Origin of the sequence: Blautia sp. DFI.3.45 (genome assembly GCF_020593505.1) — a bacterium.
In the GTDB taxonomy this organism is placed as follows: Bacteria; Bacillota; Clostridia; order Lachnospirales; family Lachnospiraceae; genus Blautia_A; species Blautia_A wexlerae.
Genome location: NZ_JAJDMI010000079.1, coordinates 1 through 8,027, shown reverse-complemented (window position 1 = coordinate 8,027; position 8,027 = coordinate 1). Strand labels below are relative to the sequence as shown.

At 42.7% G+C, this 8,027-nt stretch carries 7 protein-coding genes; 6 read left to right on the top strand and 1 reads right to left on the bottom strand.

Annotated features, from left to right (window positions below):
- The first annotated feature begins 513 nt into the window (after positions 1-513).
- The 6 genes from LJE09_RS16370 (at position 514) to bioA (ending at position 5,448) form a co-directional block, all read left to right on the top strand.
- Positions 514-1,278 carry a threonine/serine exporter family protein gene (locus LJE09_RS16370; protein WP_161234104.1) on the top strand — a complete coding sequence of 255 codons (765 nt, stop codon included), beginning with the start codon at positions 514-516 and terminating at the stop codon, positions 1,276-1,278.
- A complete protein-coding gene (locus LJE09_RS16365; RefSeq protein WP_081017098.1) occupies positions 1,275-1,721 on the top strand; it encodes a threonine/serine exporter family protein in 447 nt (148 codons plus the stop codon). The genes LJE09_RS16370 and LJE09_RS16365 overlap by 4 nt, the downstream gene beginning before the upstream one ends.
- 262 nt (positions 1,722-1,983) lie before the next feature.
- The gene (locus LJE09_RS16360; protein ID WP_227311558.1) at positions 1,984-2,577 is read left to right on the top strand and encodes a biotin transporter BioY; all 594 of its coding nucleotides are present in this window, start codon (positions 1,984-1,986) and stop codon (positions 2,575-2,577) included.
- Positions 2,574-3,566 (top strand): biotin synthase BioB, encoded by a 993-nt coding sequence (bioB, locus tag LJE09_RS16355; protein ID WP_173704733.1) that lies wholly within the window; start codon positions 2,574-2,576, stop codon positions 3,564-3,566. Before LJE09_RS16360 ends, bioB begins: the two co-directional genes overlap by 4 nt.
- Positions 3,563-4,261 carry a dethiobiotin synthase gene (gene bioD / locus LJE09_RS16350; protein ID WP_055053848.1) on the top strand — a complete coding sequence of 233 codons (699 nt, stop codon included), beginning with the start codon at positions 3,563-3,565 and terminating at the stop codon, positions 4,259-4,261. The genes bioB and bioD overlap by 4 nt, the downstream gene beginning before the upstream one ends.
- Complete coding sequence (gene bioA / locus LJE09_RS16345) at positions 4,258-5,448, top strand: adenosylmethionine--8-amino-7-oxononanoate transaminase (RefSeq protein ID WP_055148905.1); 1,191 nt, start codon at positions 4,258-4,260, stop codon at positions 5,446-5,448. The genes bioD and bioA overlap by 4 nt, the downstream gene beginning before the upstream one ends.
- Before the next feature lie 201 nt (positions 5,449-5,649).
- Here bioA and LJE09_RS16340 read toward each other — a convergent pair whose 3' ends face one another.
- Positions 5,650-7,935, bottom strand: a complete 2,286-nt coding sequence (locus LJE09_RS16340; RefSeq protein WP_227311557.1) for a glycoside hydrolase family 3 C-terminal domain-containing protein — start codon at positions 7,933-7,935, stop codon at positions 5,650-5,652.
- Between the last annotated feature and the right edge of the window lie 92 nt (positions 7,936-8,027).

Sequence of the window (8,027 nt, the reverse complement as noted above, 5' to 3'; positions counted from 1 at the left end):
ATGATAGGGGTCTCCAAAACCTTTGGTGGGAGTTCGATTCTCTCATCCCCTGCTCGAAACCTTTGAAAATAAAGGCTTTTGCGCGTCTTCGTCTTCACGGGTAATCACAGGAGTAATCAAAGAAATATCATATGAGTCTATTAAACTAGATTCTATGATATTTTTTTATTTGCCAAAAACAGAGCTGTCAAGAATTTTAATCTTTATAAGAAGGAAGAAAATACTTGACAGCTCGTACACTGATTATTTCTCATAATAAATAGAAAGGGCTTGACGGATTAATCCATCAAGTCCTCTTGACTACTACTCATATTTTTTGATCTGAAAAACACATCTTATTTTTTCAAAATAATCTGAATTGGAACTATTTTATGTAAGCGCTATAAAATAGAAGTTGTATTCACTGCAATTAAGCCTTATACTAAAGCTATCTTCAGAATACAAAAGTGCAGAAGTAAGACACTGGCGTATATTATGCCGGACTCTTTTCTGCAAAATTAAAGGAGTAATCCTATGCAGACATCTAAAGATTTTTTACATATTTTTCTTGATATGGGTGACGCATTGTTAAACAGCGGTGCAGAGATTTTTCGAGTGGAGGATACGCTGAACCGAATGGGTTATGCCTGTGGTGCTGCGCAGATGAATGTTTTTGTGATCACATCCAGTATCGTTATTACCATGGAATTTCCGGGAGAAGGAGCGCGGACACAGACCCGACGGATCAGGGAAAGTGGTGGAAATGATTTTACAAAATTAGAGCAGTTGAATGATCTGAGCCGTCGTTTCTGTAATCATCCTGTCCCTGCGGCAGAGCTTCGGAAAGAATTTGATAAAATTAACATAAATAAGACGAAACCGTTATGGAAACTTCTTGGAAGCCTTCTGGCTGCATGCAGTTTTGCTTTTTTTTATGGTGGAAGTATTCCGGATGCTGTTGCAGCAGGATTTGGGGCTGTTCTGATTTGGGGATTACAGCAATATCTTCGTCCGGTATGCATGAATGAAGTGACTTTTCAGTTTGTGGCGTCTTTTTTTACAGGCTGTGCAATCTGTGGATTAACCTTGCTGTGCCCATTCCTTCGCATGGATAAGATTATGATCGGTGACATTATGCTTTTGATTCCGGGGTTGATGTCGACAAATGCAATCAGGGATGTACTTATTGGTGATACACTCTCTGGAATCATCCGTCTGATTGCTGCTTTACTACTTGCTGCGGCACTGGCACTTGGATTTATGGGGGCAATTATTTTATTTGGGAGGTTTGGACTTTGACTGCAGCAATCATGATACAATTAATTACCGGAGCCATTGGCTCTGTAGGATTTGGAATTCTTTTTCATATAAAAAAGAAATATTTGCCTCTGGCAGCAGTTGGCGGCTTCCTTAGCTGGCTGGTGTTCCTTCTGGGAAAAGAATTCTGGGGAAATGTTTTTCTTCCGACTCTGATGGCTGGCTTTGTTACAGATGTGTATGCAGAAATTCTTGCAAGAATCTGTAAAGAAACATCTACATCTTTTTTTGTTACTTCCGTAATCCCTCTGATTCCCGGAAGTACTCTTTATTATTGTATGAACAGCATTGTGGAAGGAAATACTGTGCGAGCATTGGAATATGGACGGGATACGTTTCTTTTTGCTTTTGGAATTGCAGCAGGAATGAGTATTGCGTGGTCGATCTGTTATTTTCTGAGAACTGTAAGGAAAAAGCAGAACTGACCTGGCAAGAAAGAAATTCCCGATGAAATGACACACACCCGTTTTCGACAGTTGATGAAAAATCACGACCACCGGCTTAGCCGGTGGTCGTGATTACTGAATCAAGCAAGTAGCGAAGCGGATGATTTTATCCGCTTGACCATATTATATATGCTGTGACGCAAATAGCAAGGCGAACTGTAAACTGAGAAAATAAAAAAAGTTGACAATTAACCTTCTGTGTTTTAAAATAGTAAACCATAAAATATATGGAGGTTTACAAATGACTAAAACAAAAAGCATGATCTATTGCGGACTTTTTACGGCATTGATTGCAGCAGGTGCGTTTATTAAAATCCCTATACCTGTGGTTCCTTTTACACTGCAGTACCTGTTCACTATGCTTGCTGGATTGTTTCTGGGATCCAGAAGGGGTATGATTTCTGTGGTTGCCTATATGCTGTTGGGGCTGGCAGGACTTCCGATCTTTTCGGAGGGCGGTGGGATCTGGTATATTTTCAAGCCAAGCTTCGGTTATATTATAGGGTTCTGCCTGGGAACATACGTGACCGGACTTATTGCAGAGCGTCTTAAGCAGAAGACAGTTTTTCACTATTTACTTGCGAATTTGGCAGGTCTGATGATCGTCTATGCCTGTGGAATGGTTTATTACTATGTGATCTGTAATTATGTGATCGATACACCGATTGGAATCTGGCCGCTTATCCTTTATTGTTTTCTTCTTGCTGTACCCGGTGACATTGCATTAAGTGTTCTGGGAGCTGTTATTGCAAAACGTGTCAGACCGGTAGTGCTTCAATATCTTTTTGATTCAAAATCAAATGTCAGACTGGAAAGGGAGGAGCTTGTAAAATGAATCCACTTATTTTAGCACAGGAAATTATTGATGGACGCAGAATTACAAGGGAAGATGATCTTTCTTTTTTTCTTACCTGTGATTTAGATGAATTATGTGAAGGAGCAGACCGTATCCGCGAAGCATATATCGGTGATAAGGTAGATCTCTGTTCCATTATCAATGGCCGCAGCGGCAGGTGTCCGGAGGACTGCAAATATTGTGCTCAGTCAGTACACCACCATACTTCCTGTGAGATCTATGATTTTCTTCCCGAGGAAAAGATTCTGGAAGCATGTAAAATGAATGAAGAGGAGGGTGTTGATCGTTTTTCCATTGTCACTGCAGGAAAGGCTCTGACCGGAAAAGAATTTGATCAGGCGATTCATGCCTATGAAACCATGTATAAGGAATGCAATATCGATCTCTGTGCTTCCATGGGATTTCTTTCTTCCGAACAGCTGCATCGTCTTCATGAAGCCGGAGTAACCAGTTACCATCATAATATTGAGACTTCGCGGAGAAATTTTCCTAATATATGTACGACACATACATACGATATGAAGATTGAAACTCTGAAAAAGGTAAAGGCAGAAGGAATGTGTGCATGTTCCGGTGGCATCATAGGAATGGGAGAGACCTGGGAGGATCGTCTGGATATGGCAGTCAGCCTTGCAGAGCTGGGTATTGACTCCATTCCGATCAATGCATTGATGCCCATTCCGGGAACACCTTTGGAACATCTTGATCAGCTTTCAGAGCAGGATATCCTCCGGACAATTGCCTTCTTTCGTTATATTAATCCTGAGGCTAATATTCGTCTTGCTGCCGGACGGGCACTTCTTACCAATGACGGGGAAACCGCTTTTAAATCCGGTGCCTCCGCTACAATAACAGGGAATATGCTGACTACTGTTGCCTGCGCAACCATCCGCAGCGACCGAAAAATGCTCTCTGATATGGGCAGAAATGTAACACCAGAATATTGGAAGGAAGTGGAAGAATCATGAGTAAAGCGGTATTTATTACAGGAACAGGAACAGACATGGGCAAAACCTATCTCTCAGGACTGATCGTAAAAAAACTGGCACAGGCAGGAAAAAATCCGGCTTATTACAAAGCTGCAATGAGTGGAAATGACCGGCGTGCAGACGGAAGTCTAATCCCGGGCGATGCACTTTTTGTTAAAGAGATGTCTGGTATTTCCCAGTCTCTGGATGATATGTGTCCCTATGTATATGAAAATGCCTGGTCTCCTCATCTTGCTTCAAGAGTTGAGGGTAATCCGGTGGATCTTGATGTTGTGCGGAGAGGATTTTTGAAGGCAGCAAATGATTATGAATATATTACCATGGAAGGAAGTGGCGGTATCCTCTGTCCGCTCTGTTTTGATGAACGCAAAATCCAGCTTGAAGATGTGATAAGAGAGTTTGAGCTTTCCAGTATTCTGGTGGCAGATGCAGGGCTTGGTACAATAAACAGTGTTGTATTGACTGCTGAGTATATGAAAGTCCATTCCCTTCCAATCAAAGGTATTATTTTTAACCATTACCATCCCGGAAATATTATGGAAGAGGATAATATTGCTATGTGCCAATATATGACAGGCCTTCCGGTTATTGCAAAAGTACAGGATAATGCGAAGGATCTTGATATAGATGCAGATGTACTGGCAGAATTTTATGATGAGGTGAAGATCAAATGATATGGTATCCCTATGAACAAATGAAAACAATGAAAGCTCCCTATAAGATTCTGGATGCAGAGGGTGTACATCTTTATACAAAAGATCAGAAGCTGATAGACTCTATATCTTCCTGGTGGTGTATGATTCATGGATATAAGCATCCGGAACTGACAGAAGCGATCAAGGAACAGGCAGACCGTTTTTGTCATGTAATGCTTGGGGGACTGACACATGAGCCGGTGGAAAAGCTTTCTGCGAAGCTGCAGGAATTTCTGCCAGGAGATCTGGATTATTGTTTTTTTTCAGATTCAGGAAGTGTTGCAGTGGAGGTCTCACTTAAAATGGCCCTTCAATACAACACCAATCAGGGAAGAAAGCGCCCGTTAGTGCTGGCTCTTGAACATGCATATCACGGGGATACATTTAAGGCAATGGAAGTTGGTGATGACGAGGATTATCATTTCGCTTTTGACAAAAAAGAGGGTGTTGTCCATATTCCCACTGAGATTCCGGCCCTGGAGGAGGCATTTGAACAGTATCATGACCGTCTGAACTGCTTTATTGTGGAGCCTCTTTTACAGGGAGCAGGAGGAATGCGGATGTATGATATTTCATTCCTGAAGAGAGCAAGAGAATTGTGTGACCAGTATGATGTCCTTTTGATTTTTGACGAGGTTGCAACCGGGTTTGGCCGCACAGGTAATCGCTTTGTGGCAGATCTTGTTCTGCCGGATATCCTGGTTCTTGGAAAGGCCCTTACAGGAGGATATATTGGTCATGCTGTCACTGTGGCAAATCACAAGGTATTTGATGCCTTTTACAGTGATGATGACAGACTTGCCCTGATGCATGGTCCTACTTTTATGGGAAACCCGCTGGCATGTGCTGTGGCTTTGAAGGGGATTGAGATTTTTGAGCGTGAAGATTATATGAGTAAAATCCGTCATATTGAACAGGTTTCACGTGGTGAGATGGAAGCATTCACAGATCCACGGATCAAAGAAGTCCGGATCATGGGTGGCTGTGTGTGCGTGGAGGTTCATGATTCCAGAGATCTGGAAGGCTTCCAGCAGTTTGCTTATGAACGGGGTGTGTTCAGCAGGCCATTTTTGAACTACATGTACTCTATGGTTCCATATGTGATCAGTGACGAAGAGCTTATAAAAATTTTTGATGTGATGAAGGAATGGTTTAGAGAGAAATAAATAAAAACTACTGTATAAAGCCGGAAAAAAATTCAGCTTATATACAGTAGTTTTTTTGTTTTATAGCAATCCTTGTAAATAATGCATTTAAGACAGTTCAGCAGAGTGCGAAAGACAAGGAAGATATCTGCAGGCGTGCTGACGCACGGCAAAGATATCTGACGCAGGATTTCACACTCTGATGGGCTGGATTAAGATGCATTATTTCAGAGGATTGCTATAGATTGCCTGCAGTTTGTCAATCATCTCCTGGATCTCAGCCCGGGAGAATCCGCCAAAGCTGCACAGAGAGCGAAGTGGCATGGAATCTGTCATTGCTGCTACCATTTCTTCAGTGATAGCTTCAGCAGCAGATTGGGAAGCTGTGTCTGAACCGCCGTTCATTGCAGCCAGATATCTGGAAGTCAGTTCTTTTGCTGCTTCTTTTGTGTTGGGATTATTGAAAAGCTCACCCAGTGTTGTGTTCATATGAATATGCATGGGAATTACCTGGCTGCTGGAGAGTTCAATGGTTTCAGAGAGACGGATATCTCTGGAGGATGCACCGATCAGAATCTCATATTTGCCGCTTGCAGCATACCAGTCGTGTAATTCGGTATTGTACCATGCAAAGCTGCGCTTATCCAGTTCCATAGTAACTGTTTTGGTTTCGCCAGGAGCAAGCTGGACTTTTTCAAAGCCTTTCAGTTCTTTTTCCGGACGGATCGTGGATGCTGTCATGTCTTTCACATAGAGCTGGACAATTTCTTTTCCTGCAATGCTGCCTGTATTTGTTACATCTACAGAAACAGTGACAGTATCTTTTTCTGTTGGATTTGTGTTGGAAATCTGCAGATTACTGTATGTAAAAGTAGTATAGGAGAGTCCGTATCCGAATGGATAGGCAACTTCCATCTGTTTGGTGTCATAATAACGATATCCTACAAATACACCTTCACGGTATTCCACTTTATCGCCGCCACCGAAGTTCAGGTAGGATGGATTGTCAGCCAGTTTCACCGGGATGGTCTCGGCCAGTTTACCGCTTGGATTTACAATACCATAGAGGATATTTGCAACAGCAGCTCCGCCTGCCTGTCCGCCAAGGTAAGCTTCCAGAATACCTTTCACATTATTGATCCATGGCATTTCCACAGGAGAACCATTGTGAAGAACGATCACAGTATTTGGCTGAACTTCAAGGATCTCAGCAATAAGACGGTTCTGGCATTCTGGCAGTCTCATATGAGAACGGTCATATCCTTCAGACTCAAAACTATCCGGAAGTCCGGCGAAGATCACAACCTTATCAGCAGCTTTTGCAGCCTGAAGTGCTTCAGAAGCCAGTTTTTCATCGTATAAATCTTTATCAGCAGGAAATCCTTCTGCGTAAATAACCTGTGCATCAGCAGGAACAGCTTCCAGTGCATTGGTAATTTTAAAGCAGTTAATATGAGAGCTTCCGCCGCCCTGGAAACGAGGTTTTTTGGCAAAACCACCTACAAAAGCTACTTTCTCAGAGGTCTTCAGAGGCAGAATCTGGTCTGCGTTTTTCAGAAGGACCATAGATTCTTCCGCAATACGGCGTGCCTCTTCATGGTCTTTTTCCATGGTAAATTCCTGCGGTGCACGGTGGTCCGCATATTTGTAAATAATATTCAGGATACGTTCTACAGCCTGATCCAGAACTTCTTCCTTCAGAGTGCCATTTTTTACGGCTTCCATGATCAGAGCATCGTTTGTTCCGTTGGAACCTGGCATTTCCAGATCCAGGCCGGCCTCCAGACCCTTCACACGGTCATTGACAGCACCCCAGTCAGACATAACATATCCTTCAAAGCCCCAGTCATTGCGGAGAACATCGGTAAGAAGCCATTTGTTCTCAGAAGCAAAAGTACCGTTGATCTGATTATAGGAGCACATAAATGTATATGGCTGAGCCTTTTTTACCGCAGTTTCAAATGCAGGGAAATAAATTTCACGGAGTGTTCTTTCATCTGCTTCAGAAGAATTGCTCATGCGGTGATATTCCTGATTGTTAGCTGCAAAATGCTTGATGGAAGTTCCTACATGCTGGGACTGCACACCATTGATAAATGCAGCAGCGATCTCACCAGCAAGGTATGGATCTTCTGAATAGTATTCAAAGTTTCTTCCACAGAGAGGAGAACGTTTAATATTGACAGCCGGTCCTAAGACAACAGATACGTCATTTGCCTGTGCTTCTCTGCCAATAGTCTTGCCCATGGCTTCCATTAAGCTACGGTCAAAAGAGCAGGCACTTAAAGCTGCGGGAGGGAAGCAGACTGCTTTGATACTGTCGTTCATTCCAAGATGATCTCCTTTGTCATCCTGCTTACGAAGCCCGTGAGGACCGTCACTTACCATTACCTCCGGGATTCCAAGTCTTTCCACGCTTTTCAGATGCCAGAAATCAAGCCCTGAGCACATGCCTGCTTTTTCTTCCAGAGTCATCTGGCTGATGATTTTCTTTAAATCACGCTTCATAATAAATTCCTCCATAAGTTTATTTATATGTGAAACAGATGTTACTGTTCACACACCACTATCCCGCGAGGTGTTTTGGCATGAATATGCCA